Genomic DNA, 25832 nt, shown 5'->3' with positions numbered 1-25832 from the left:
CCTGGCGGCCGGAGTATCAGGCTCAGGCGCCCGTGTGGCCGAGCGCGCGCGACAACGCGGCCGCCTGTTCGACGACCATGGCCACGTGGCGGTCCAGCACTTCCTGCGTGGTACGGCTGGCCGGGCTGGCAATGCTCAGCGAGGCCACCGTGGCGCCGGTATGGTCGCGCAACGGCGCGGCCGCCGACACGGCATCGGCCTCGCGCTCGCCCAGCGAGATCGCATAGCCCGCGGCACGGATGCTGGCCAGTTCGTCGCGCAGCGCTTGTGGATCGACGATGGTCTTGTCGGTGAAACGCTGCGGCGACGTGGCCAGCACCGCGTTGACCAGCGTCTCGCCGCCGAAAGCGAGCAGCAGCTTGCCCGATGCGCCCACATGCAGCGGACGCCGGTTGCCGACCTCGGTATGCACGCGCACCGATTGCGAGGACTCGTGGCGCGCCACGCAGACCGATTCCAGCCCGTCGCGCACGCGCACGATCACGTTTTCGCCGCAGGCAGCGCCCAGCGCGGCCAGGCTCGGTGCCACCAGCTTGATCAGGTCGAGCTGCTCGCGCGCGGCATTGCCGACCAGCAAGGCGTTGTAGCTCAGCTTGTAGACCGCCGCCGGCGCCTCGCGCGCGATCATGCCGCGGTGTTCCAGCGTGCTCAGCAGCCGGAACGCGCGCGCCTTGGTCAGATCGGCGCGGCGCGCCAGCTCGGTGACGCCCAGCGACGGGTGCTCGGCGACCAGCATCAGCAGGCCTAGAGCCTCGTCTACGGCATCGACGATGTAGGTCGTCGGCTTGGTGTCTTGCACAGTTTCGGAAACGGAGTTCATAGCGAATTGTAGCGGCGTTGCTCGCGAAGGCGGGGACGCCGCACTCTGGGGCGCGCAATGTAACGCAATGCGCATGATCTCGCCAGTTTGCGGGCGTGGTTCGGGCCACCATCGCAAGGTGCCGGAACCATGACATCGCCCGAACCTCCAACAAGGTATGCGGCCCGGCCAGCGCATTGGCCAGGCCATGCTTCGCACCGACAAGATTCAGGACTGCCGTGGCTGCCTTGATCGAGGACTACGCACTGATCGGCGACTGCGAAACGGCTGCGCTCGTCTGCCGTGATGGCAGCATCGACTGGCTGTGTCTGCCGCGCTTCGACTCCGCCGCCTGCCTGGCCGCCCTGCTGGGCACGCGCGATCACGGACGCTGGCGCATCGCGCCGGCCGGTCACGGCGGCAGGAGCCGGCGCCACTACCGGCCCGGCAGCCTGGTGCTCGAAACCGTCTTTGTCCATCCGGACGGCGTCGCGTCCGTGATCGACTTCATGCCGATCCGCCAGGGCACACCGAACACCGGCGAACGTTCGGATCTTGTCCGGATCGTCTGCGGGCGTAGCGGCAAGGTCGACATGAAGATGGACCTGACGCTGCGCTTCGACTACGGCGCGACGGTGCCATGGGTCACCCGGCTCGAAGAAGGCAACGGCATCCGCGCCGTGGCGGGCCCCGACATGGCTGTGGTGCGCTCGCCTGAGCCGCTGCGCGGAAAGGATCTCGCCACGACTTGCGAGTTCACGGTGGAGGCCGGCGAGATGAAGCCATTCGTGCTGACCTACAGCCCTTCGCACCTTGCCGCGCCGGCCCCGGTCGATGCCCTGCAGGAACTCGAACGCACGGAGCACTGGTGGCGCGAATGGTCCGACCGCTGCCAGGCCGGCGGCGACTGGCGCGGGCCGGTCAGGCGTTCGCTGGTGACCCTCAAGGCCCTGACCTACTGGCCCACCGGCGGGCTGGTCGCCGCGCCGACCACATCCCTGCCCGAAGCACCGGGCGGCGTACGCAACTGGGACTACCGCTACTGCTGGCTGCGCGACGCGACCCGCACCCTGCTGGCGCTCATGGCCGCCGGCTACTACGAGGAAGCCCAGGCCTGGCGCGCCTGGCTCACGCGCGCGGTCGCCGGCAGTCCCGAGCAGGCCCAGATCATGTATGGCGTCGGCGGAGAGCGGCGCCTGTGGGAATGGGAGCTGGACTGGCTGCCCGGATACAAGGGCGCCAGGCCGGTACGCGTGGGCAACCTTGCCGCGACCCAGCTCCAGCTCGACGTCTACGGCGAAGTCATGGATGCGCTGTACCAGGCGCGCCTTGGCGGCCTGCCGCGCGACCCGGACTCATGGGCATTGCAGCGGTCGCTGGTCAACCACCTGGCCGCCATCTGGCAGCATCCGGACGAGGGCATCTGGGAAGTACGCGGCGGACGGCAGCCGTTCACCTTTTCGAAGGTCATGGCCTGGGTGGCGCTGGATCGGGCCGTCAAGACCGTGGAGATGCATGAATTGCCGTCCTGCGCATCGCGCTGGCGCAAGGTGCGCGACGCTATCCGTGACGACGTGCTGGCCAACGGCTTCAACAGCAAGCGCCACTGCTTCGCGCAGGTCTACGGCGGCAGCACGACCGACGCCAGCCTGCTCCTGCTGCCGATCGTCGGCTTCATCGACGGCAAGGACCCGCGCATGCTGGGCACCATCAAGGCCGTCGAAGAAGAATTGCTCGTCCACGGGCTGGTGCGCCGATACCTGCCATCCCGCACGGAGGATGGCCTGCCCGGCGACGAACCGACCTTCCTCGCCTGCAGCTTCTGGCTCGCGGACGCCTATGCCGCGGCAGGGCGCCGCGATGAGGCTTGCGAACTGTTCGAGCGGCTTCTGCTGCTGCGCAATGACGTCGGCCTGCTGTCCGAGGAATATGATCCGGCCACGCGCCGCATGGCCGGAAATTTTCCGCAGGCGCTGTCGCATATCGCCCTGGTCAATACGGCCTTGCTGCTCGACAAGGGCATCAAGCGGGCATGAGGCCAGCCAGCTCCGGTCACGGCCTAGCGTGTCGGCAAGCTGCCAATCTCGTTGCCCGGCCCCTTGCCCATCTCGATGCGCGGATCGCGCCGTGCCGGCACGATGCCGTCATCGGCAAGCCGTTGCTGCAGGTCGTTGTTGCCCAGCTGCCGATAGTCCTTGTCGAGTTCGTGCGTCACCACGTTGCAGACCGATTGCGGCAGCGCCTTGCGCAGCAAGCCAAGGAAGCGCGGCGGCGCGATGACAACCAGTTCGTCGAAGCGCTGCTTGTTGCGGGCGTCTTCGAGCATCTTCGCCACCCGGCGCGCAAACAGCTGCGCTTCCAGGTGGATTTCGTCCTCGCCCGCGGATGACGTGACGGTTGCGACGCGGCCCGCGTGTGCGCCCGGATGGCCAGCGTCGCCTTGCATGCTGGCCTGTGTCCGGCGTCCATAGGCATCGTGCCGCAGGTCGGCATTGTGCGCGTGCGCTGCGGCGTCCGTGATTTTCTCGACGTCTTCCAATGGCGTGGTGCCGCCTTGCGAGGCAAGCACCCTTGCAATCCCCTCATCCGCAACAAGGATCCAGATTGTCTTCATGAGCTCTCTCCGTTCGATGGCCCGGATACCGGATACCGGACCGCGTGGAGAAGACCTGCAAGCCGCACGCCATCGCGCCGGTTGATGTGCCGGCGCAGCGCCATGTGGCGCAGGGCATGCGTGATTGCAGCTTTGACGCGAAGCGCTGCAAGTATTGCAAGGCGTCAGCGCGGCGTACTGGCGTCCGGAGCGCCCCTGCCGGGCGACGTCGTGCCGCCATATGAATCGGCCCCACCGCCCGCGTTGCCCTGTCCGGTTTCCAGGCCGCCGGCATAGCTGCTAGCCGAAGATCCTGTGGCGCTACCGCTGCTGCCGAGGCCGCCCACGTGCCCGGCGCCGGCTACGTTCTGGCTCGCCGTTTGGCCGGCTTTGCCCAACTGTCCGGCCAGGCCCTGTGCTGTCGCCCGGGCATAGGGATCGTCCGGGCGGGACACGCGGATGCGATTTTCGACATTCGCCACACCGAGTACGTTGTCGGCGATCTCTTCGATGCAGTACTTCTGCCAGCGATCCTGCACGGTCCCGCTGAGCGCCACGACGCCCGCCGTCACGGTCACCTCGACGTCACGTACGTCGAGCCGATCGGAATAGGCCAGGCGGCCACAGATATCATCGCGAATGCGCTCGTCCGGGCGTACATAGCCCTTCGGACCGGCACGCCGCTGTTCGTATTCCATCGTGTTTCTCCGGTGCAAGTGGAAGTCCCGCTGCAATCAGCGCTGGCGCTTGCGCGGCGATTCCGCGTTGGCCTGGTGCTGTTTGCGCGGGTCCTCGTTGCGGAACCCGCCATAGCTGCTCTGGCCCGGATCAGCGCTGCGGCTGCGGATCTCGTCCGCTTTCCGGTCGGTGCGTGCGCCCGGGTTGTCTTGCACGGCCGTGCCGCGCTTTTCGTGCTTGCGGTTTTCCTTCGAAGTCATGGGTTTCTCCGCTGTTGGAACATTGACAGCAGAGGCAGCAAGGAGTGTGCCGGTGTATTGTGCGGGAGAGGTGCCGCTGATCGGCGGTGCAGGCTGGATGCTGCCTGGCGAGGCGAGGGAACCGGCCGGATGCGCGCGCTCCGGCGCCCGCACGGCTTCCAAGGATAAGCCGTTGTGAGCCCAGTGAATTGCCGCATCCACGGCGGTGTGATGCGCATCGCTGGCCGTCTCGGTCTGTGCAAGTTGCACACGGAACAGGCCACGATGTAAGGGGGGCCACAAAAAACAAAACCCCGGAAGACCGCGATCTTCCGGGGTTCGCCGCCAATACAGATGTAGTGGCGGAGACGGAGGGATTCGAACCCTCGATCCAGGTTTTGGCCCAGATGCTCCCTTAGCAGGGGAGTGCCTTCGACCTGTATGCCTTGCTGCGCAAGGCTTTGCGGCTCGTTGCACTCGCCACTCCCTCGGCCACGTCTCTTGCGAACCCTTACACCACGCAGTCCGCGTGGAAGGCTTTAGTGTAGCAGTTTCCCTGATTCCCGAGGCCGTATAGCACGGGCACAATCCGCCCACCCGCCACCCGCTGCGCGGGTTCACGATCTGCACCGAGGAACGGGGCTCAAAGCACCAAGTACCGTGCATCCACTCACAAGGATGACGTACATGGGCACCATTATCGAGCGCCGCTCGAAGCGCGGAAGAGTTGCGTTCCAAGCAAAGATTCGTTTTGCCGGCCTTCCCATCGTCTCGCGTACCTTCCCTAGCCGCGAAGAAGCGGAGGCTTGGTTCCGCGCCACCGAGCCAGAACTGAAAGCTCGCTCGCTGGAGGCAGCGAGGGAGCAGGCGCATGCGAGGCTGGTGGAGGAGTTCAAGGAGAGGCCAGGCATCGTGGCTGATCTGCTGCACCGAAACCTACGTGAGGAAACCGTCCGCAAGAAGGGAGCAGAAGCCGAGGCCCATCACACTCGCAGCATCCTCAAGTACCCTCTTGCCCGCATCCATCTTGAGAGTTTGAACCGGCGGGACATCAAGGAATGGGTGGAACAGCGGCTTCAGGACGTTGCGCCCAGCACAGTCAATCGAGAACTGAACATTCTGAACGCGGCGTTCAAGCTGGCTGCTAATGAGTGGGATGTCGCTTTCTGCAAGAGCGTTCTCATCACCGTGCGTCGTCCACAGAATCCTCCAGGGCGGGTGCGTAGACTCTCATCCGAGGAGGAAAGCGCCCTGCGCCGTGCGGGCGAGGAGACGCGGAACCCCTACATTCTCTCCATCTTGGACTTGGCTCTGGAAACGGCGATGCGGCGAGGCGAGATTCTCGGGCTGGAGTGGGAACGCATCAGCTTCGAGCATCGGTCGATTCAGCTTGTCGAGACGAAAAATGGCACGCCGCGTGGGGTCCCCTTGTCTAGGCGGGCAATGGAAGTATTGATGTCCCTGAGACAAGTCGCTGCCCGCGAACTCGGCTGCACCGGAGAACTCGACTCCGGCCCTGTCTTCCCCGGCCTCACTATCAACGCCTTCAAGCTGGCCTTCACGCGCATGGTGAAGCGAGCCGGGGTGGACAACTTCCGGTTCCATGACCTGCGGCACGAGGCAACCTCTCGCCTATTCGAGAAGGGCTTGTCCCAGATGGAAGTGACGACGATCACGGGCCACAAAGACCCGCGCATGCTGGCCCGGTACACGCACCTGCAAGTCAAGGACTTGGCAGCGAAGCTGGATTAGCGCGGCAGTTTAGGCGGCGCGGGCAAGTTTCACCTTGCAGGCTGGATAGTTCTTGCACCCCCAAAAGGGCCCGCCGCCCTTGCTTTCCCGCTCAACCATCTTGACCCCGCAAGCGGCACAGGTAGGCGTACGGTAGTCGCCCTTGAATGCCTGCGCCAACAGCGTCGCCTGCTTGTACTGGTCCAATGCGAGAATGCGTTCGACAATGGCTGGCCCGTCAAGTAATTGAATGCCAGCCCGCTCAGCCGACTCCTGCACCGGTCGCCCGACATAGCCCGACAGTGACCAGAAGACGCCACGACGCACCTTGTGTTCATGCATGACGCCGCCAAGTGCCCGTACCTGCTCCACCCTCACCGGCTTGTTCCATGCTTTGCACTGAACCACGGCCACGGGAGAATCAAGACCTGCCTTGTACAAGGTGGCATCGATTCCGCCATCCGGGCCGTGCGGGACAGTCTTGACTGTGAAGCCCATCGCCTCGTAGTAGTCGACGCATAGCAGCTCGAATCGCTTCCACTCCAGCAGCTTGAGTGCTTCAAGGGACCAATTATTGATTTCCGGGCGGATTGGCTTCACTACCGAATGTGCCGAATCATCGCTTCGCTGCCTCAACATGTCCCCCACGGTGTCGGCTGGCGAAGCATTTGACGCGGGCCTGGAAGCCGCTGGAGAGCTTCGTGCAGCCTGAGCACGCTGTGCCTTGGTCGATGGCTTTCGCTGCGTGCTCGTTCCTTGGCTCCCCCGTCGCTCGCGGATGTAAGACAGTAGACCAAGAAAGCCGAACATCGCTGCGGGAATCCAAGCGAGCGACCGGCTCATCATTGCGATGCCGGTCAGGAACGGATTCGACGCGAACGCAGAGGGCAAGACACCACGGAACACAATGTAGGCACCCGCTGCAAGTACAGCCGACACCCACCATGGCGCCTCCAGCAATACCTCGCTAAGCGACGGCTCTTTTCTCCTGCGACCCATTGAATCACCTCGTACTTGTTCTTTTCTATAAGGCACGTCGGGGCTAGGGATACCCGCCCCAAAGCGAATCTACCCTAGAACATTGGCCTGCTGCACGATGTGCTGCCGGGCACCCCACTTTTGCGGGGGAGGACCGAGGGGAATCCGGCGAGGACCAGACGCAGTTCTCCGGGGGCCCTCTTGCCTCTCACATGAACAACGCCCCCTCGCCCCACAATCGCAAGCTTTACTTCACTGGAAACCAGTAGCGCACCGGTGCACCGCCAGGAAAGAACGGGGCGCGCTCCAGCGCAGCGAGGTCATGCCAACCCGTAGCCCCCGTGGCAAGAGCGTGGGCAGCGAATGCAGCAAGCGCGGCGTCCCGCAAATGATCGCCGGTGCCAGCCAATTCCGGTCTCGCCCCGAAGTCGTGAGCAGCTTGGTTGACGAGGCGCAACGCTTTCGGATGGGCTTCAGTGATAGCCGCAGCAGGCCAGTTCTCGGCAGCCATTTTCGCAGTAAGGATGCCTTGGACTAGGCAAGCGCCCTTCAGAGAATTGACGTGGCCCACGGTCCCACTGTGGCCGCCTGCTGTGCGCACAAGCGCCCGCACGGCTCTATCCGCAGCGCGGTCTTCCCCGGCAGTCCAGAACAACGGCGCATCAATGCCAACGGCTGCTGGCGTCGTCTTCAGCGCGCTGCTCGCGGCTGCAAAGGCCTCGGCGGCACTACTCGCCACGCCACCGACACATACCGGCACCTTGCCCTCGAATGAGACGACACACCAGCCAAAGGCGTTCTTGCCGCCCGGGTCAAAACCTACGCATTCCATGGGATACACCTGGGCAATCGAAATGGGTACGCATTGTGACACGCGCCTTGGAGGCGCACAGATGGCATCAAAGCTGTCATGCCCGCGCCTTACTCTGCCGAGGGGCTCTATGCCTATTATCTGGCGGACTTGGACATCGAATACAGATGGCGCACGGATGCGCAGGCGCTCTGCCCGCTTGCCTTGACGTTCGCAGCGGCCCCTCGCATGCAGCATTGGCAGGGACGAGGGCCACGGGCAACGGCGATACCACAGCCGTCCCCGCACCACATGCCATACTCGCTTACGCAGCCTCTGCAAAGCGGCTCGCGTTCGCTGCGCACTGCGCGTCGTGGCTGAAGGCGTTACCCTTCATGCCGTTCTGTTCGGGCGTCATGTATTGGAGGTTCCATGAGACATGCAGGCCGGACACAAATTCACCGTTCAGTGGCACTACGTGGTCAACCTGCATCCCCTCGGGACATGCGGCGTAGAACGCCTCACAGGCTTCCCTGTCGTAGGCAGCGGGCAGCGGGCGGCCCATGCGAACAGTGATTCGATGGACGGTGGTGCGGTCGCGTTCGGCGCCGCGATTAACTTCACGATACTGCGCTGCCTTGTCCCTGTACTTGTCTGTGGCGTCGCGCATCCGCTTGCAGTCTACGCACGCCGCGCTGCTGGCAATGCGCTTGGAGACATGCCCCCGCTTGCATGGCCTCCCCGTGAAAAAATGCTTCAAGCCCCGCGCTTTCGCTTCGGCGCGGCTGATGAGGTCAGTCTGGTCTTTCTCAGCGATGGGCTGATTCATGTGACTACTCCTGTTTCATAGTGGGTGGTGCGGGACGTCGCTCATAGGCTTTCTCCTCAATCGCTTGACCAATCAGCGCGACGCAGCACATAGACAGACGAGGAGCCGCTGCGCTTGTCTTCTCCTCGGGTCATGTCAGGCGGCCAATTCGGCGGCGTACTTGCGGATAGAGCCTTCGCTCACGCCGCAGCGGCGGGCCAATTCGCGCTTGGAAATACCCGGCTCCGCCGCGAGGATGGCGCGTGCTTTCTCCTTCCAGTCCATACCGGCGTCCTTGATGTCAAGACGCGCCTCGGCCAGTGCAAGACGGGCTTCCAGTGCAGCAATTCGGGCATCCTGTACCGAGGCATGCGCCTCCAGTGCCTTCTGCTTACGAACGATCTGCGACCCCGCAAAAAGCGTGGCGGCCAGCGTGCTGTACGTGCCGTTCTTCAGGCATGCGCGGTGGGTTCTGGTCAGCATCCGTTCTCCATGTAGTTCCTGAATGACGGGGTGGCTGTGCGCTGCCTCCAGGGACCGCTGCATCCTCTTGGGCTGGGTTCTTGTGACGGCCTTATCCGCCCATGCCGGGTCATAGCCCTGCTTCTGGGCGTAGTCCCGCAGGAGCGGCTTTACGGCAGGCTTCTGGCCTGCGTCCACAGTGCCGAGAATGGTCCCGAAGACATAGTCATGGTCCGCCTGAGAGATGCGGTGGCCGTGGAAGCCCTCGGCACTGCGCTTCTGCCAGTACGCTCTGCGCTCCGCGTTCTGTCTCGCATGGAATCTCTGCGGGGTCATACCCGAGGGTGCGCCAGCGAGGATTGCCCTGACTGCGTCCCGGTCCCTGCCCTGCACGCCGTCAAGAGTCATGTGCCCAGCGCGGACCAGTGCGGCGAGACCGGCGAGGCGGGATTCCCGCTGTGCGGCCTGATCCGCCTCTCTTACAGTGCTGGGTACTGCTTGCATGGTGCTCTGGATGCTGTTCTGCATAACTTCTGTCATCATCTTGCCCGGTAGGGGCGGTTGTATGAGGGAAGTCAGAGGACGAAAACGAACTACCCTTAACTTCGGCTAACGTGCTCAGGGCGGTCATCCGGCAAAGCTGGGCCTCTCAGGCGCGCTGTATGATCCTTGGCGTGGGGCGAAGTGGAATTACGGAATGAGGGCGTGGCACGCAGTGCGTACCGGGTACGCAGTGAAAACAGGGGTGAAGTCCATAGGTACTTCGTACCTTATTGAATTGCTTCCAGTAGCCGCACAAGCAAAAAGGGCCAGCCCGAAGGCCAGCCCTTGAAGGTGCGGCGGCGCGCTGCGCCGCCATGATTCCTACGCAGTGGGAGGCTTAGACCGCGATGAAGTGCGAGGTGTGGTGCCAGCCTTCGGTGTCGCCGCTATCGTCTGTAATGACCAGAATCACGCACGCTCCGCGTTCTGTGTCCAGCGCACTATCCTCAACGGCATGCACCCGGTAGGCCTTGCCAAGCGTCAACCACTCCTCGGCATCCTCCACGTCGATGCACAGCACCGTGTCCCCTGCTGCGATGACACGGCGCGATTCGGCGGCCCTCTCGCTCAGTCCATAGCGGTCATCCGCCTCATCGTAGAACCCGGCCAGCAAGGACGGCAGCAAGCCATGACTCTCGGGGCTCATACTAGTGATGAAGTCCCGTGCGCATTGGTCGCGCCAGTCCCACAGCGTGCTGCCCTCAGGCATTGCCTTACGAGCGGCGGGCCAATACTTGACACCGAACTGGCCGAGGCCATAGGCGGCGTCGTGCTCGCCCTGGCTGTAGACGTTGGCATGGGATTGCTGGGCGGTGTGAGCTACTGCGTGGCACATGGTGCGGCCTCCTTTGGGATGGTTGGAGGTCCGCCGTGCATCGGCCAAGATACGGGCGGCGGACCGAAGGCGGGGTTGGCCGACCGGCCCCAAAGGATGCCGGCACACCCGAAGGTGTCCCCGCCCCGGCTCGCCATTGAAAGGGGCGTGCGGAGGCAGCGCACAGATGATAGCGCCACGCATGGTGGCCGTGCGTCTTTTGGTTCCAGGCGGCCAAGCCCGTTCGCGTTTGTCTACGCGAGGCCCGCATCCTAGGCGTCCCCCATCATCCCCATCAACAGCAATCGATGTACCCACGGCGGGCACACTTCAAGGCAGGTGACGCAGGTAAACCTGTTGGTTTTGGCGTTGTGTGTATTCAGGGAAAACAGAGAAAACGGCTCTACTACAAGGGTTTCCGGGCAGCGGAAGTGAGGGAAAATCTCAGGCATGACGACTGCCGGCATCCGCCCCTAGTGTCCCCTGCCGGTCTTTTTTGTAACAGCGCAGGGCTTTGGCGGGCTTGCAACAGTCTGTACGGGTGGGGCGCGGCTGTGCGCGCACCCGCTCGGGACCGCATGCGCTGCCAGCCTCAAGGCGAGCTATCCGCGCTCCGCCAGTCGGCCCAGCGTCCGCTGCAACTGCGTGAGGTGCCATGTCCCGCCTGTGCTGGTGCGAATGCCAAGCGTGTTCAACTCCTCGACCATCTGCCGTCGAGTCAGACCCCGGGCTTGCATCCCCTCCAGCGCGCCGCGCAGCTTCTCGGCAAAGGCGTCCGCCTGTTGCTGCCGTTCCTCCAGCTTGGGCTTCAGGTTGGCCGCGCCTGCCGTGCCCAGCTTCACACCGCGATCCTTGGCCGCTGCCAGGGCCGCCTTCGTCCGTGCGCTGATCTGGTCCCGCTCCCACTCGCTCATAACGGCGTGCATCTGGATCATGACTTTGTTCGCCTGCGGCATGTCCGCCGCCACGAAATCCACGCCCGTCTCCAGCAGACCTGAGATGAAGTGGACGTTGCGGGCCAGCCGGTCCAGCTTGGCGATTACCAGCGTAGCGCCCTGCTTCTTGCACTGGGCCAGCGCCTCCGCCAGCTTGGGCCGCTTCGCCAGCGCGTCCGCCCCTTTGCCCGTCTCCACCTCGGTGTACTCGCCCAACACCTCCCACGCGCCGCCGTTGAGATACGCCTGGACAAGATTGCGCTGTGCCTCGATGCCCAGCCCTGACTGCCCCTGCTTCTGCGTGCTCACCCGGTAGTACGTGACGAACTTGCCGTTTGTCATACCCGTTCACCTCACAAGTCGTTCGTTTAATGTGTGTACAAATGGAATTTGGCAGGCGCTCGGAGGCTTGTCAAGGAAGCAACCCCGCACTGTCCACCCCGTCGCGCCACCCCACTACGGCTAGGCGCGTTACGCGTTTCATGCATGCGTGGGTGCTACGCGTTTCATGCGCGTGCCCGCGTCGTTTCGCGGGCGGTTCGCCTGGGGTGGCTAACGGGGGGAATCGGCCTCGCGTGCGCGGTGCGAGTCCCCGCAAATAGCTAAATCAAAATTCGGCCCGAAGGGCTCAAATGCGCCCATGCACGCGGCCTTACAATCAACGGGCCAGCAACTCCACACTAAGAAGAAATGGAATCACAGTCCCTCGGCGGTTACGCAATGACCGCAGTTGGTAGCCTTATCGTCGGCTACGCGCTGAAGCTACTTGAGCCCGCATCAAAGCTAGTAATGTGGACGCCCCACAATTACCTGTTCACGATACCTCCCAGCGCTCAGGGGGCGCAGCCCTTCAGGCTTCAAACGAACACCCTGCTTGTCCAGAACCTTGGGCGCAAGCCTGCGGAGGACATCGAAATCGTCCATCGCGCCAAGCTGGACCACTTTCAGTTCGCCACGCCGACGCCATACACGGAAACGACGCTGGCAGACGGGTCGCATGTAATCACTGTGGCGTCCCTCGGGAAGAACGAAGTGTTGGCATTGCAGTTGCTTTCGCACACAGCACCTCCCTTCCTGCTGGGGGTGCGCTCCAAGGATGGACCGGCAAAGACGATCACCCCCAGCTTCCAGCGGCCCTATCCACGGTGGGCTCGATACGCAGCAGCCGGGATGATGTGGGTGGGTTGTGTATTTACCGCCTACGCAGTTGTAAAGGTCGGTGTCTTGGCCTGGACCGCCGTGCCCCCGGCGTTGGCCGGGACAGTCTTGGGCGATTCAAAGCTAGGCACGACCCAAGGCCAATCTAGTCCGCGCCCGTAGTCGCAGAGTCGCAATTAGCTAACGAATCGCTTCTGGTAAGCTTTGTCTCGCCGGGAAAGCGAAGCCCGGTTGCGGCCTCGCAAGCTGCTAAAGGTGAAGCGCCTGTATGAGTCAACTGGTGGATGCCCGTTGACGACCTTAAGGGCGCAAGCTGACCTGCGGATGCGCCCCCACTGCACGACTGCCGTGGGGCAAGCGTGGAAGCGGGAGCGGGACGCCATTCTAGACAGGCGGCCCGCAGCCGCCAGCTAGGGCGGGGTACAAATTCAACCAGGCTAACTGCCTGTGGCCACAGGCTTTCACCTGACTGCAAAGACATGGCGAAAGTAACTGTGAAGGTGGATGTGAAGGTGGATGTGGCCGCTTGCCTCCGGGCGGTGGCCCTGATCCTTATGACCATCGTGACCTGATGAGGCGGGCCGGCGAAAGCCGGCCTGCACCGTCGAAGCCCCGCCCACGCCGAAGCCCATCGATGATAATTACATCCTGCACCAAATTCAGGTCAACAGACACCGCCAAGTACGCTTGGGGTCGGCTCAAACACTTCCAGAACATTGACGCAGTGTCGCAGGAGATTATGCGACTGCACGGGCTGCCCGAGCGGCACCGAGCAAATGCAAAGCGTCAAGCGATACAGATCCGTCAATGTCTGATGCAGGCAAGCGAGTATTTCGAGGCGGCGAAAGTAGTCAGCCTCGCAACGCGTCCCGTGCTTCTCTACTACTCCATGATGTCTCTCGCGCTCTGCGAGGTTTTGTTTAAACAGAGCGGGGATAGTCGCCTCGAAAAACTGCGCGAACATCATAATTGCCACGGATTACAACTGACGCTTACGTCGCCTTTGGAGACCACCACTCCGCTCGATGAGGCAGCCAGCGCATTGCGAGCAAAACCCCAGACAGCATCGGACGGGTCAGCGCGAGGCACTTTCGAGGTGTGGAGGCGATCCAGTAGAGAAAGTCCTCTCTGCGGCGGTCATTCGCAGCCAACGCTGGATGGTAATGGCGCCGTGAGTTCATTCAGAGTTGTACTAGTAGGCGCAGACCATGAACCCGATGCCCTGCCGACGGCAGGGCATAGTCTTTGGGACGTACTGGTGGGCCTACCACAAATGGCAGAGTTCCTCTCCCACTCTGGCCGTCCTACGCATCTTGTTCGGGCCTCCTGCTCCGTGGAGGTGGACACGTCCCAGCAGAGCGCCACAGTCCAGTTACTCGTTCACCCAGCCCTCCCGAATCTACTTGACGACTTCTCGCACCTTATTACGTTCGCACCAAAAGGCGTGCATCGGGTAGCGGTACGAGAGTTCCCGTCAGGCTTTCTGCTCCAGTTTCCCTGGGGGCCGGACGCACCAGGATCGCTACCATGGTCCATCAGTACCAGCACCAACGAAGTGTGGTTCTCAACCAGACGTGAGCACCTGAATGAGTTCGGCTTACTCTATGTTGGCCTGCACATCGCGGGAACCTTCGCTCGCTACTACCCGGACAAGTGGCTTGCCCACATTGAATCGAGTTCACCGCTCGCTCTTGCGATCGATAAGCTGACGGAAATCGCGATTGACAGGGCACCGCTGCTGACACTCAGTGAACTTACTAGAAGCTACTTGGTGGCAGAAGCATAGATTGTGGTGTCAGCGCGTGCCGCCCGGCCGGCTGATGTATGCAGAACGACAAGTAGACAGCCCGTCGCAGTCAAACTGTGCCCCTGGCCTACCGAGCACGCGAGGGGGCCGTCAAGCCATCTGTAATCAACGTGAGAACCTCGATGATTCTCCTGTGCTCCAAGAACTCCAGCGTGCCAGCCGTTGCTGTTCCGAGAACCGCCATGCCCGCGAATGCAACATTGCTGTAACGGCTGCCATCGTGATTGATTTGGAACAAGGGAGACCCGCTGAGGCCATCAAAATCACCGATGCCCGAAGGCAGATTTACGCGTAGCCGGTGCAAACTCTTTCGAGAGGTTGGCCCCTCATAGCTTCCATCTCCGACCACAGATTGCGTCTCAATGTGCCGAAGCTCGTAGTCGGGTGTGCGTAGGTGCGTTGGGAATCCACGAAAGGCGTAGTTGGAACTGGGGCTGTAGATCGTGAGGGCGTCAAACGCCTGCAAGTCGTACGGCTCGTAGCCATTGAACATGGTGCGATCTAGAACTGCCTCATCAACTGCAAAGACAATCAGGTCATACTGGTTGGTGTCATCTTGATCAAAGCCGCGCAGCCTGTGCACGGCTTTCCAGACAACGAAGTCTGACGCGCTGGGGTGGTATTGAAAGCGGGCTTGGTGCGCTTCGAATCCGCTCAGAAGATGGGCCGCGCTAACTATGAAATGGCGGCCGCGAAACCGCACAATGAATGCGGTACCGTTGACGCAGTAAGGGTACTCATCGATGCCGGTCTCGAACAGAAAAGGCCGAGCGCATTTGAAGATACTTATCAGCGGCGTTCCGGCATTACTCATGGGTGCCTACTCAAGTTATTGGGCCGGAAGCTAGGCTGCCGAAGCGTCTGCTGGCTCGGATGATTGGCGACGTTCGGAGGGAGGCGCCTCCCCTGACCCTACCTGCAGCGCTGCTGCTAAGTATGCCTCAAGGCCATGCCCACATCGAGCGCAACCCATACTTCATCCTGCCGTAGTCAGCCTCTTGACAGCCTCGGCCAGCAAATGCGCGGGCAAGTCGCCGCTCCCGTAGGCCCCCGAAGTGCCCTGCTCCGCGTGCCCGAGGATGGCATGTCGCACCGCGTCGGCCACGCCTGCAACACGGAGCATGTCGGCCATCCCATGCCGAAACGAGTGAAAGGTCAGCCGGGAGTCCTTGATCTTCAGCGATCCTCGCAGCAGCTTCCCAAACCACTTGCTTGAGCTGTCCGAAACCACGCCGTACTTGTTCGGCTTCAGCCCGAAGACGGGGCCTGGCGGCAGGGTAGCAACCCACTCAGCAAACGGGGCTAGTGACGCGTGCAGAGGTACCCAGCGGCGCGAGGCAGCGTTTTTAAGCGTCATGGGCACAGCGGGCAGGTACTCGCCGTGATCAGTCAACTGGAGGCCGTAGAAGCCCTCCTTGGTCACGATGTCACATGTGCGAAGCTGGCATAGCTCGTTGAGCCGCGCCCCGGTCAGATAGCCCAATCGGGGAATCCAGAACTTCGCGGGGTCGGTGCCCCGGTAGTGCGCAGTAGCCGCAAGAATAGCTTCGACCTGCCCCACCGAAAACGGCTGCCGCAGTTCCACGGCACGAGCATCCGCCGGCAACGCCATCCCCTCGGCAGGATTGCTCTCGATGAGGCCTCGATTGCGGGCCACTGTCAGAAGCAGCCGGATGAAGCCGACCTTCTTGGTGACGGTGGCAGCGGTGTTACCTCGCTCCAGCCAGATGTCCCGCATGGCAGCTACGGTCACCCGTGTGATTGTTCGGATGTCGGGGTTGCCCACTTCGGATGCTGCGCGAGCCACCGCGTCCGCCGTCTTGTCAGTAGGGTTGTTCTCCCGCCGCCAGATGGGGATGAGGCAGTCCAGTGTGACCTTATTTGCCTTCGGCACAGGCTTCTCTGCCCCACCCCGCGTGCTCACAGATTCAGCCGGGTCCGGCGTTACAGCAACCTGCTGTGGAGCGACTGGTTCACCCCGCTTAAGGCTGAACTCGTCCTCAAGCTGGACGGCAGCACGAAGCGCGAGACGGGCCGCTACGGCGCGATCTTTAGTGCGCAGGCTGTAGATGATCTCCCGCTTGCCGTAGATGGCGATGAGGTCAGCAGGGACTCTCTTGCGGAAGTAGTAAGCGCCTTGGCGGCGTGTGATGTGCATCGCCGGCAGTCTCCGTCTGTGTAAGTTACACACGGAACAGACAGCGGCGTAAGGAGGCCAAAAAAACAAAACCCCGGAAGACCGCGATCTTCCGGGGTTCGCCGCCAATACAGATGTAGTGGCGGAGACGGAGGGATTCGAACCCTCGATCCAGGTTTTGGCCCAGATGCTCCCTTAGCAGGGGAGTGCCTTCGACCTCTCGGCCACGTCTCCCAAACTTGCGTTGTCCGAGGGAGCCGAACAACGAAGCGCAGATTCTAGCGGTGCATTCCTGATTGGTCAACGAAAAATCGATAACTCAACACAAAAAAATCAGTACCGCCAGAAAATCTTTACGAACGGATCAGGCCTGTTCCAGTTCGAATGCCTTGTGCAGCGCGCGCACGGCGAGTTCCATGTACTTCTCGTCGATCAGCACCGAGATCTTGATTTCCGAGGTGGAGATCATCTGGATGTTGATGCCCTCTTCCGACAGCGTGCGGAACATCTTGCTGGCGACGCCGACGTGCGAGCGCATGCCCACGCCGACCACCGAGACCTTCGACACCTTCGGGTCGCCCGAAACGCTGGCCGCGCCCACATGCGGCTTGACGCTGTCCGTCAGCAGCGTCAGCGTGCGCTGGTAATCGCCGCGCGGCACGGTGAAGGTGAAGTCGGTCTTGCCGTCCACCGACTGGTTCTGGATGATCATGTCGACGTCGATATTGGCGTCGGCGACCGGGCCCAGGATCTGGTACGCAATGCCCGGCTTGTCCGGCACGCCCAGAACGGTGATCTTGGCTTCATCGCGGGCAAACGCGATGCCGGAGATGACTGCGGCTTCCATGTTGGAATCTTCCTCAAAAGTGATCAGCGTGCCCGAGTTGATTTCGTTCTCGAGCGGCATGAGCGGGTCGGTCAGCGACGACAGCACGCGGGTCTTCACGCGGTACTTGCCTGCAAACTCCACCGAGCGGATCTGCAGCACCTTGGAGCCCAGGCTGGCCATTTCCAGCATTTCCTCGAAGGTGATCTTGTCCAGGCGGCGGGCGTCTTCGACCACGCGCGGATCGGTCGTGTACACGCCATCCACGTCGGTGTAGATCAGGCATTCGTCCGCCTCGATGGCGGCGGCAATGGCCACGGCCGAGGTGTCCGAGCCGCCACGGCCCAGCGTCGTGATGTTGCCGTTGTCGTCGATCCCCTGGAAACCGGTGATCACCACCACGCGGCCGGCATCCAGGTCGCCGAGGATGCGCTCGTCGTCGATGGATTCGATGCGCGCCTTGGTGTGCGACGAATCGGTCTTCACCGGCACCTGCCAGCCCGTGTAGCTGACCGCGTCGATGTTCTCGCCGTGCAGCGCAATGGCCAGCAGCGCGACGCTGGCCTGTTCGCCAGTCGAGGCGAGCATGTCCAGCTCGCGCGGATTCGGCTCGGCCGAAATCTCCTTGGCGAGTCCAAGCAGGCGATTGGTTTCGCCCGACATGGCCGAAGGCACCACGACTACGCGGTGACCGGCGCGGTGCCACTTGGCAACGCGCTTGGCGACATTCTTGATGCGTTCCGTGGAACCCATCGAAGTGCCGCCGTATTTGTGAACGATGAGAGCCATCTTCTTGTCGACGCCAGCGATTGTGCAAAGCTTTCGAAAATACACGAACCGAGCGCATCCGGCAAGGCGAAACGGCGTACGCTCAGGAAGGAAAGTGATGTGGGCGGCCAGCGTCGGGCTGCTCCCTGCCTCCGCCGACGGCCGACTGCACCCACTCGACCCGCCAGCGCGGCGCGTGCGGCGCTTCTCCCCAGCGGCGATGCATGCCAAGGCCCCCTGCCATGATCAGCACGTCGCCGGCCCACAGCAGCGGCAGCCAGCTCCGCCGCCAGCTTGGCACGCCAGCCTCCTGGTAGGCCTGCTTGAGCGCACGCGCGGGACCGCCGGGTCGAAGCACGATGCGCTCCCCGCCGTGGCGCGCGGCGAGCCGCAGGGGCTGCCACAGCACGCGTTCGGGCACGCCGAAGGTATCGTCGCGCGTAAAATGCAGTTCCCCGCGCCAGGCCGGCACCACGATCCGCGCCTCGCCAGACCATGAGAACGCCTGAGGCTGGGGCGGCGTCCCGGGCTCGGGCCTGCAGGCCAGGACCCTGCCCTGGAACCTGCGCAGCACCAGGCCATCATGCGCAATGGCCGGCTCGCCGCCACCGTGGTCGAGCAATTGCCCACGCATGGCGGCCAGCCTGGCGGTCGACGGCGCACGGGTGCCGAGATCGCGCAGCCAGAGACGCAGCACGGCATCGGCATGGGAAGCGGGCAAGGCGCGCAAGCCTTGCAGGTCCAGCTCGGCCAGCGTGTCGGCATCGCGCCCTGGCACCACCAGGCGCGCCAGCGCGGCGCCCGCCAGGTCGTCGAGCATGCTGGCGGCCTGCGCAAAATGCACGGCGGCCTGCGCGACGTTCGCGCGCAGCCCGGGGAATGCCTGCTCCAGCTGCGGCAATTGCGCCCGCAGCGCGTTGCGCGCATAGCGCGTGCTGCCGTTGGATGGATCGTCGATCCACGCCAGTTCGTGCGCGGCACAATAGCCATCGATGTCGGCGCGCGGCACGTCCAGCCATGGCCGCAGCAATACGATGTCAGCGTCTTCGTCCAGTCGCCGCATGGCGGGCATGCCGGCCATACCCGCCACGCCCGCACCGCGAAACAGCCGCAGCAGTACGGTCTCGACCTGGTCGTCGAGATGATGGGCAAACAGCAGCAGCCCCGCACCGCTGGCGCGGCACATCTCGCCGAGCGCCTGGTAGCGCGCGCGGCGCGCGGCGGCCTCGATGCCCTCGCCCGTGCCCGCCTGTACCGAGACACGCCGAACGAAATAGCCCAGTTGCCAGTTCGCGCACAGCTGCGCGCAGAAGTTATCCCAGTCGTCCGCCTGCGACTGCAGGCCGTGATGCACGTGCAAGGCCACCACACGGGCCGGGAGGCTCCATGCGGACACTGCGGCCCGCGCCGCATGGAGCAGCGCCACCGAATCGCGGCCGCCCGACAACGCCACGGCCACCACCATTTCGGCAGGACCGGACGCCGCGCCACCAGAAACAACAAAGGCCGCACTGGCCTGAAGGGCCTGTGCGACCTTGTCGGTCAGGCGGTCGGACAGGTCAGTCCTGGACGCCGGTTTCCTTGAACTTGCCATAGGCGAGCAGGCGTTCGTAGCGGCGCGCTTGCAGCTCCTTCACGCTCACGCCCTGGAACTGGCGCAGCGATTCGGCCAGCGAACGCTTGAGCATGGCGGCCATGCCCTTGACATCGCGGTGCGCGCCGCCCAGCGGCTCGCTGACGATCTTGTCGATCAGGCCCAGCGCCTTCAGGCGGTGGGCGGTCAGGCCCAGGGCTTCCGCGGCTTCCGGCGCCTTCTCTGCCGTCTTCCACAGGATCGAGGCGCAGCCTTCCGGCGAGATCACCGCGTAGGTCGCGAACTGCAGCATCTGCACGACATCGCCGACGGCAATGGCCAGCGCACCGCCCGAACCGCCTTCGCCGATGATCGTGGCGATCAGGGGCACCTTCAGGCCGGCCATGACGTAGAGATTATGGCCGATCGCTTCGGACTGACCGCGCTCTTCCGCGTCAATGCCCGGGAACGCGCCAGGCGTGTCCACGAACGTGAAAATCGGCAGGCCGAACTTGTCGGCCAGCTCCATCAGGCGCTTGGCCTTGCGATAACCCTCCGGCTTGGGCATGCCGAAATTGCGCAGCGCGCGCTCTTTCGTGTCACGCCCCTTCTGGTGGCCGATGACCATGCACGCCTGGCCATTGAAGCGGGCCAGGCCGCCAACGATGGAAAGATCGTCGGCAAAGGTGCGGTCGCCATGCAGCTCGTGGAAATCGGTGAAGATCTCACGCACGTAGTCGAGCGTGTACGGGCGCTGCGGATGGCGGGCGATCTGCGCAACCTGCCATGGAGTCAGGTTGGCGTAGATGTCCTTGGTGAGCTGCTGGCTCTTGCCGGCCAGCCGCGAAATCTCTTCGGAAATATCGACAGCCGAATCGTCCTGCACAAAGCGCAGTTCTTCGATCTTTGCCTCGAGTTCGGCAATGGGCTGCTCAAAATCCAGGAAGGTGGTTTTCATAAAATCACACGTACCTGTCTGTGAAGGGGCGCATTCTACCGGAATTTAGCCGCTATCTTTGCACCGGGCAGATAGCCTTTACTGCACCTGCAGCTACTTTTTCTTACAGCTATGCCTAATACGTCACCGGCAGCGGGTCGAGGCTACGCCACATGTACCAGGTAGCCACCGTCCGCCAGGGTTCCCAGTTTGCCGCGACTTCACGCGCCTCGCTACGGGTCACCGGCTCGCCGCTGAAGTAATTGGCCGAGATGGCGTTGATCAGCCCGACGTCATCGAGGGGCAGCACGTTGGGCCGCATCAGATTGAACATCAGGAACATCTCGGACGTCCAGCGGCCGATGCCGCGAATCTGGGTCAGCTCTGCAATGACGGCTTCGTCGTCCATCACCGCCCATTCGCTCACGTGGACGCGGCCAGCCTTGAAGTGGTCCGCCAGGTCGGTAATGTATTCGGCCTTGCGGCGCGACAGCCCGCATGCGGCCAGCTTTTCCGGCCCGGCACGCAGGAACTGCGCGGGCGTCAGCTTCGGACAGGCGGCGACCAGCCGCTCCCAGACCGATTGCGCCGCCTTGACGGAAATCTGCTGACCTACCACCGAGCGCGCCAGCGTGATGAACGGATCGCCGCGCGACACCAGGTGCGCCGGGCCGTACGTCGGGATCATCTTGCGCAGGATGCGGTCGCGCTTCATCAGGTCGGCACAGGCCTCATCCCAGTACGCCGGGCGCACGGCATCGACGACGGTCTCGACCGGCAACGGCAACGCCTCCGCCTCCGGCAGCACGACCTTGCCCTCCTTCGTGCTGCCCTTGGCGGCACGGGAAGTGGCGGTCCTGGCCGGCGTGGCGGGCTTGCGCGCGGCAGCGTTCAAGCACGCCTCCATTCGGTCGCACCGCCCGGCTTGTCTTCCAGCACGATGCCCGCGGCGAGCAGTTCCGCGCGGATGCGGTCGGCTTCGGCGAAGTCGCGTCCGACCTTTGCGGCCTTGCGCGCAGCGATCAGTGCCTCGATCTCGTCGGGCGCGGGGCCGTCGGCCTGATTGCCGCGCTGCAGGAAGGTGTGCGGGTCACGCTCGAGCAGGCCAAGCGTGCCGGCCAGTCCCTTGAGCTGGCGGGCCGCCACGGAGGAGCCGGTCCGGTTGATCTCGCTGGCCAGGTCGAACAGCACCGACACGGCGATCGGCGTGTTGAAGTCATCGCCCATGGCCTCGGCAAAGCGCTTCGCGTGCGGCTCGTCCCAGTCCACGGCATAGCCGCCGGGCTGGGTGTCCTTGAGCGCCGTGTAAAGGCGGGTCAGCGCGTGGCGGGCGTCGTCCAGATGGGCATCGCTGTAGTTTAGCGGGCTGCGGTAGTGGGCACGCAGGATGAAGAAACGCACGACTTCCGGGTCGTACTCTTTCAGCACCTCGCGGATGGTGAAGAAGTTGCCGAGCGATTTCGACATCTTCTCGTCATTCACGCGCACGAAGCCGTTGTGCATCCACACGTTGACGAACGGCTTGCCGCTCGCGCCTTCGGACTGGGCGATCTCGTTCTCGTGGTGCGGGAACTGCAGGTCGGCGCCGCCGCCGTGGATATCGAAATGCTCGCCCAGCAGCGTGCAGGCCATGGCCGAGCATTCGATATGCCAGCCCGGGCGGCCCATGCCCCACCGCGAGTCCCACTTGCTCTCGGGTGGCTCGCTGGCCTTGGCCGATTTCCACAGCACGAAGTCCAGCGGATCCTGCTTGGCATCGTTGGCCGTCACGCGTTCGCCGGCGCGCAGGTCTTCCAGCGACTTGCCGGACAGCTTGCCGTAGCCATCGAACTTGCGCACCGAATAGTTCACGTCGCCATCGGCCGCCTGATAGGCAAGGCCTTTCGCTTCGAGCTTGCCGATCAGGTCGAGCATTTGCGGCACATAGTCCGTCGCACGCGGCTCATGGTCCGGGCGGACAATGCCCAGTGCGTCGGCATCCTCGTGCATGTACTGGATAAAACGCGTCGTCAGCTGGCCGATCGTCTCGCCGTTCTCGGCCGCCCGGCGGATGATCTTGTCGTCGATATCCGTGATGTTCTGGACGAAAGTCACCTCGTAGCCCGCCGCGCGCAGCCAGCGGTGCACCATGTCGAACACCACCATCACGCGCGCGTGGCCGACGTGACAGTAGTCGTACACGGTCATGCCGCAGACATACATGCGGACCTTGCCGGGTTCGATGGGCACGAATGGCTGTTTTTCACGCGCGAGCGTGTTGTAGATGTTCAGAAGCTGCATGAAGCAATGAGTGTGATGTGGGGTGCCTGCCGGCACGCTTTCGTCCGGCCCTTGGACTGCGTCATCGGGGCCGGCGCGATGGTGCACGCGCAAACACCGGAGCCCCGTATCTTACCGGAAGCGCCATGCCGCCACGCACCGCGGACGCAGCCGCCGGCGCCGCCCCGGTGCGCCCGCATGCACGTGCTTCGTGCCAGCGGTGCCGCTTTGCTAGAATGCCGCGGAGTATAACGGACCCTCCTTCAATGAGCCTGACCCTGCCCACCGAGCGCCTCGCCCCAGCGCGCCGCGCCATGACTGCACTGGCCGTCCTTGCCGCGCTGGCGGGGGCCGCCCATGCGCAGAACGGCCCGCTGTCGCTGGCCGCCCCTACCGCGCCGCCATCGGGCCCGCGCTCGGCCGATCCCGGCATGGACAAGGCCGAACGCGCCGCCGCCAGCAAGCGCTACGACGAAGCCATTTCCGGCTACGACCGCGTGCTGGCCGCCAACCCGCGCAATGCGCAGGCCCGGTTCGAGCGTGCCTGGTCCATGGCGCAGGCAGGCCGCGAGGACGAGGCGATCCAGGCCTTCGCCGAAATGGCGCAGGACTTTCCCGAACTGCCCGAGCCGCACAACAACCTGGCGTTGCTCTACGCGAAGCGCGGCGACCTGAAGCGCGCGGAAGCGGAGTTGCTGCTCGCCACCGAAGTCAAACCGGCTTTTGCGATCGGCTATACGAACCTGGGCGACGTCTACCGCCGCCTGGCCGAACAGGCCTATGCCGAGGCCCTGCGCCGCAACCCCGGCGACGCGCGCGCCGGCACGGCGCTGCGTCAGTTGCGGCCGGCCGCAAACGCGGCAAGCCCGGCGTCTCCGGCCGTGATCCACGCGCCCGCGAGCGCTCCGGCCGCTCGCTGATCGCGCCACCATTCACTTTCTGTTCCGTCGCCGGGACGCCAATGCCCGGCGCAATCCTCAAGACTACCGGAGCCGCAGTCATGATCCGTTCCCGCCGCATCCTCCTGGCCGGCCTGAGCGCCGCCGCACTGGCCCTGTCCGCCCTGCCGTCAATGGCGCAGCAGACACAGAAGGCCGAACGTGTGCAGTTCGTCACCAGCCAGGGCAAGTTCACCGTCGAGGTCTATCCCGACGCGGCGCCCAAGACCGTCGCCAACTTCATGGAGTACGTAAAGAGCGGCTTCTACACCGGCACCATCTTCCACCGCGTGATCAACGGTTTCATGGTGCAGGGCGGCGGCTTCGACCGCGAGATGAAGCAGAAGCCGACGCGCGCGCCAATCCCGCTGGAAGCCCAGAACGGGCTGAAGAACAAGGCCGGCACGGTGGCCATGGCACGCACCGGCGACCCGAACTCGGCCACGGCCCAGTTCTTCGTCAATGTGGTAGATAATCCGAATCTCGACTACCCGCAGCCGGACGGCAACGGCTACGCAGTATTCGGCAAGGTGGTGGACGGCATGGATACGATCGAGAAGATCAAGAACGCGCCGACCACCGCCTACGGCCCCATGCGCAATGTACCGGCCACGCCCATCGTGATCGAATCGGCCAGCGTCATCCAATAAACACTACCGTACAGAGGAAAGCCCATGTCCAAGGTCCAGCTTCACACCAACCAAGGTGTCATCACTATCGAACTCGACGCCGAGAAGGCTCCGAAGTCGGTCGAGAACTTCCTGTCGTATGTCCGCAAGGGCCACTATGACAACACCGTCTTCCACCGCGTGATCAAGAACTTCATGATCCAGGGCGGCGGCTTCGAACCCGGCATGAAGCAAAAGGGCACCGACGCGCCGATCGAGAACGAAGCCGGCAACGGCCTGAAGAACGACAAGTACACCGTGGCCATGGCACGCACCAATGCGCCGCACTCGGCCACCGCCCAGTTCTTCATCAACGTGGTCGACAACGACTTCCTGAACTTCAGCTCGCCGACGCCGCAGGGCTTCGGCTATGCCGTGTTCGGCAAGGTCGTTGACGGCACCGACGTGGTCGAGAAGATCAAGGGCGTGCGCACCGGCAGCTCGGGCTTCCACCAGGACGTGCCGCTGGAAGACGTCGTGATCGAAAAAGCCGTGGTCGTCGAGTAAGCACGCGCACCATGCCTCACGATTGCGGCTTCATGCAACCTCTCCTGCCGGCAACCATACCCTTCAGGCCGCGCGCATGACCGCAATCCTCACCACGCCGGTGGCCGGTTCCCTCGAGGTACAGGCGCCGGCGTGGTTCATTTCCGACCTGCACCTGACGCCGGGCATGCCCCGCACGCTGGCCGCGTTCGAGCGCGTGCTGGAGCGCGCCGCCCAGGAGGCTCGCACCCTTTTTATCCTGGGCGACTTCTTCGAGTTCTGGGTCGGTGACGAAGAGACCAGCACGCCGTTTGCCACACACGTGGCGATGGCGCTGCGCACGCTGGCCAGGCGCGGCGTGCCGGTCTACCTGATGCACGGCAACCGCGACTTCCTGCTGGGCAAGCGCTTTGCCGACGCAGCGGGCGTCACCTTGCTGCCCGACCCCTCCGTCATTCTCTGCGCCGGCCAGCGCGTCGTGCTGAGCCACGGCGACATGCTGTGCACCGATGACGAGCGCTACAACCGCTTTCGACGCTGGACCCGCAAGCCCTGGGTGCAGCGCCTGTTCCTGGCCCTGCCGCAGTCGGCACGGCTGGCCGTGGCGCGGCGCCTGCGCGCCGACAGCGAGGCTGGACGCCTGCGCCAGCGCCAGCAGGGCCTGCCGACCCAGGTCGTGTACGGCGATGCGACGCCGGCCGCGGTCACGGCACTGCTGGAAGCCTGCAACGCACGGCTGCTCGTGCATGGCCACACGCACCGCCCCGCGCGGCACCAGGACGTCTCGGGCGTGCGCTGGGTGCTGACCGACTGGGATCTCGATGGCAGCCACCCACGCGCCGCGGTGCTGCAACTGGACGACGGCGGCTTTCATCTGCTCCCGCAGACGGCATAAGGGGCAGCCC

24 protein-coding genes and 1 tRNA gene are annotated in these 25832 nt (G+C 63.8%); 7 read left to right on the top strand and 18 right to left on the bottom strand.

The window, feature by feature from the left end; genetic code table 11:
- Window positions 1-22: 22 nt before the first annotated feature.
- Window positions 23-820 carry an IclR family transcriptional regulator gene (locus tag ACIGJC_RS05900; protein WP_483711086.1) on the bottom strand — a complete coding sequence of 266 codons (798 nt, stop codon included), beginning with the start codon at window positions 818-820 and terminating at the stop codon, window positions 23-25.
- A 218-nt stretch (window positions 821-1038) separates the two neighbouring features.
- Here ACIGJC_RS05900 and ACIGJC_RS05895 point away from each other — a divergent pair, with 218 nt between their 5' ends.
- Complete coding sequence (locus ACIGJC_RS05895; RefSeq protein WP_483711085.1) at window positions 1039-2835, top strand: glycoside hydrolase family 15 protein; 1797 nt, start codon at window positions 1039-1041, stop codon at window positions 2833-2835.
- 23 nt (window positions 2836-2858) lie between these two features.
- Here ACIGJC_RS05895 and ACIGJC_RS05890 read toward each other — a convergent pair whose 3' ends face one another.
- The 3 genes from ACIGJC_RS05890 to ACIGJC_RS05880 all read right to left on the bottom strand — a co-directional run bounded on the left by ACIGJC_RS05890 (window position 2859) and on the right by ACIGJC_RS05880 (window position 4330).
- Window positions 2859-3413: a host attachment protein gene (locus tag ACIGJC_RS05890; protein WP_483711084.1), complete on the bottom strand. Its 555-nt coding sequence runs from the start codon at window positions 3411-3413 to the stop codon at window positions 2859-2861.
- A 164-nt stretch (window positions 3414-3577) separates the two neighbouring features.
- Window positions 3578-4090, bottom strand: a complete 513-nt coding sequence (locus ACIGJC_RS05885; protein WP_483711083.1) for a BON domain-containing protein — start codon at window positions 4088-4090, stop codon at window positions 3578-3580.
- A 36-nt stretch (window positions 4091-4126) separates the two neighbouring features.
- Window positions 4127-4330 carry a hypothetical protein gene (locus tag ACIGJC_RS05880; protein ID WP_483711082.1) on the bottom strand — a complete coding sequence of 68 codons (204 nt, stop codon included), beginning with the start codon at window positions 4328-4330 and terminating at the stop codon, window positions 4127-4129.
- Window positions 4331-4996: 666 nt separating this feature from the next.
- Here ACIGJC_RS05880 and ACIGJC_RS05875 point away from each other — a divergent pair.
- Window positions 4997-6061, top strand: a complete 1065-nt coding sequence (locus ACIGJC_RS05875; protein WP_483711081.1) for a tyrosine-type recombinase/integrase — start codon at window positions 4997-4999, stop codon at window positions 6059-6061.
- Between the two features lie 9 nt (window positions 6062-6070).
- Here ACIGJC_RS05875 and ACIGJC_RS05870 read toward each other — a convergent pair whose 3' ends face one another.
- From ACIGJC_RS05870 to ACIGJC_RS05845, 6 genes are all read right to left on the bottom strand, one after another.
- Window positions 6071-7039 carry a restriction endonuclease gene (locus ACIGJC_RS05870; RefSeq protein ID WP_483711080.1) on the bottom strand — a complete coding sequence of 323 codons (969 nt, stop codon included), beginning with the start codon at window positions 7037-7039 and terminating at the stop codon, window positions 6071-6073.
- A gap of 226 nt (window positions 7040-7265) precedes the next feature.
- A complete protein-coding gene (locus ACIGJC_RS05865) occupies window positions 7266-7850 on the bottom strand; it encodes a DUF429 domain-containing protein (RefSeq protein WP_483711079.1) in 585 nt (194 codons plus the stop codon).
- A gap of 283 nt (window positions 7851-8133) precedes the next feature.
- Entirely contained in the window at window positions 8134-8637 is a 504-nt protein-coding gene (locus ACIGJC_RS05860; RefSeq protein WP_483711078.1) for a hypothetical protein, read from the bottom strand.
- Between the two features lie 135 nt (window positions 8638-8772).
- Window positions 8773-9606 (bottom strand): winged helix-turn-helix transcriptional regulator, encoded by an 834-nt coding sequence (locus tag ACIGJC_RS05855; protein WP_483711077.1) that lies wholly within the window; start codon window positions 9604-9606, stop codon window positions 8773-8775.
- Window positions 9607-9958: 352 nt separating this feature from the next.
- A complete protein-coding gene (locus ACIGJC_RS05850) occupies window positions 9959-10456 on the bottom strand; it encodes a hypothetical protein (RefSeq protein ID WP_483711076.1) in 498 nt (165 codons plus the stop codon).
- Window positions 10457-11037: 581 nt separating this feature from the next.
- Window positions 11038-11712, bottom strand: coding sequence for a recombinase family protein (locus tag ACIGJC_RS05845; protein WP_483711075.1), 675 nt, complete (start codon window positions 11710-11712; stop codon window positions 11038-11040).
- Window positions 11713-13099: 1387 nt separating this feature from the next.
- Here ACIGJC_RS05845 and ACIGJC_RS05840 point away from each other — a divergent pair.
- Window positions 13100-14314, top strand: coding sequence for a YaaC family protein (locus tag ACIGJC_RS05840; protein WP_483711074.1), 1215 nt, complete (start codon window positions 13100-13102; stop codon window positions 14312-14314).
- An 88-nt stretch (window positions 14315-14402) separates the two neighbouring features.
- Here the strand turns inward: ACIGJC_RS05840 and ACIGJC_RS05835 are convergent, their stop codons facing one another.
- The 8 genes from ACIGJC_RS05835 to cysS form a co-directional block, all read right to left on the bottom strand.
- Entirely contained in the window at window positions 14403-15149 is a 747-nt protein-coding gene (locus ACIGJC_RS05835) for a hypothetical protein (RefSeq protein WP_483711073.1), read from the bottom strand.
- Between the two features lie 162 nt (window positions 15150-15311).
- On the bottom strand, window positions 15312-16493 hold the full coding sequence (locus ACIGJC_RS05830) for a DUF6538 domain-containing protein (protein WP_483711072.1): 1182 nt from the start codon (window positions 16491-16493) through the stop codon (window positions 15312-15314).
- Between the two features lie 119 nt (window positions 16494-16612).
- Window positions 16613-16706, bottom strand: a tRNA-Ser gene (locus tag ACIGJC_RS05825).
- Window positions 16707-16836: 130 nt separating this feature from the next.
- The gene (locus ACIGJC_RS05820) at window positions 16837-18087 is read right to left on the bottom strand and encodes an aspartate kinase (RefSeq protein ID WP_483711071.1); all 1251 of its coding nucleotides are present in this window, start codon (window positions 18085-18087) and stop codon (window positions 16837-16839) included.
- An 82-nt stretch (window positions 18088-18169) separates the two neighbouring features.
- Window positions 18170-19660, bottom strand: coding sequence for a tRNA lysidine(34) synthetase TilS (gene tilS / locus ACIGJC_RS05815; protein ID WP_483711070.1), 1491 nt, complete (start codon window positions 19658-19660; stop codon window positions 18170-18172).
- Entirely contained in the window at window positions 19626-20597 is a 972-nt protein-coding gene (locus ACIGJC_RS05810) for an acetyl-CoA carboxylase carboxyltransferase subunit alpha (RefSeq protein ID WP_483711069.1), read from the bottom strand. Before ACIGJC_RS05810 ends, tilS begins: the two co-directional genes overlap by 35 nt.
- A gap of 115 nt (window positions 20598-20712) precedes the next feature.
- Window positions 20713-21471: a DNA-3-methyladenine glycosylase family protein gene (locus ACIGJC_RS05805; protein WP_483711068.1), complete on the bottom strand. Its 759-nt coding sequence runs from the start codon at window positions 21469-21471 to the stop codon at window positions 20713-20715.
- Window positions 21468-22856: a cysteine--tRNA ligase gene (gene cysS, locus ACIGJC_RS05800; protein WP_483711067.1), complete on the bottom strand. Its 1389-nt coding sequence runs from the start codon at window positions 22854-22856 to the stop codon at window positions 21468-21470. Before cysS ends, ACIGJC_RS05805 begins: the two co-directional genes overlap by 4 nt.
- Window positions 22857-23101: 245 nt before the next feature.
- Here cysS and ACIGJC_RS05795 point away from each other — a divergent pair, with 245 nt between their 5' ends.
- The 4 genes from ACIGJC_RS05795 (at window position 23102) to ACIGJC_RS05780 (ending at window position 25822) form a co-directional block, all read left to right on the top strand.
- Window positions 23102-23755 (top strand): tetratricopeptide repeat protein, encoded by a 654-nt coding sequence (locus tag ACIGJC_RS05795; RefSeq protein WP_483711066.1) that lies wholly within the window; start codon window positions 23102-23104, stop codon window positions 23753-23755.
- Window positions 23756-23835: 80 nt separating this feature from the next.
- Window positions 23836-24423, top strand: a complete 588-nt coding sequence (locus ACIGJC_RS05790; protein ID WP_483711065.1) for a peptidylprolyl isomerase — start codon at window positions 23836-23838, stop codon at window positions 24421-24423.
- A gap of 24 nt (window positions 24424-24447) precedes the next feature.
- Entirely contained in the window at window positions 24448-24948 is a 501-nt protein-coding gene (locus tag ACIGJC_RS05785; RefSeq protein ID WP_483711064.1) for a peptidylprolyl isomerase, read from the top strand.
- A gap of 76 nt (window positions 24949-25024) precedes the next feature.
- The gene (locus ACIGJC_RS05780) at window positions 25025-25822 is read left to right on the top strand and encodes a UDP-2,3-diacylglucosamine diphosphatase (RefSeq protein ID WP_483711063.1); all 798 of its coding nucleotides are present in this window, start codon (window positions 25025-25027) and stop codon (window positions 25820-25822) included.
- Window positions 25823-25832: the final 10 nt, after the last annotated feature.

Source organism: Cupriavidus sp. C3SS-1, from assembly GCF_057073755.1.
This window is presented reverse-complemented; position numbering and strand designations above follow the sequence as displayed.